The sequence below is a fragment of the Methanocalculus natronophilus genome (genome assembly GCF_038751955.1).
GTDB classification, from domain to species: Archaea; Halobacteriota; Methanomicrobia; order Methanomicrobiales; family Methanocorpusculaceae; genus Methanocalculus; species Methanocalculus natronophilus.
This window is the reverse complement of sequence record NZ_JBCEXH010000093.1, coordinates 381-592: the sequence shown is the minus strand read 5'-3', so window position 1 is coordinate 592 and position 212 is coordinate 381. Positions and strand designations below refer to the sequence as shown.

Sequence of the window (212 nt, the reverse complement as noted above, 5' to 3'; positions counted from 1 at the left end):
ATCATGGTACGTTTTTCAGCCTTATCCATCTCAGAGAGCTTTTTAGCATCGCTACCATCATCTGAACTTTCAGCTTTGATACGAATGGAATCTCTAACATCTTTTTTAATGGTCATAGGGGTTATATTATATTTTTCGTTATGTGCTTTTTGGATTTCTCTACGTCTATTGGTCTCACCAATCGCTTCGTTCATCGCTTCACTCATCTTATC

The 212-nt window shown here is 37.3% G+C and carries 1 protein-coding gene; it reads right to left on the bottom strand.

The window, feature by feature from the left end:
- Window positions 1-206 (bottom strand): hypothetical protein (locus ABCO64_RS10630; protein WP_425463713.1); only part of this gene is annotated, 206 nt, incomplete at its 3' end.
- Window positions 207-212: the final 6 nt, after the last annotated feature.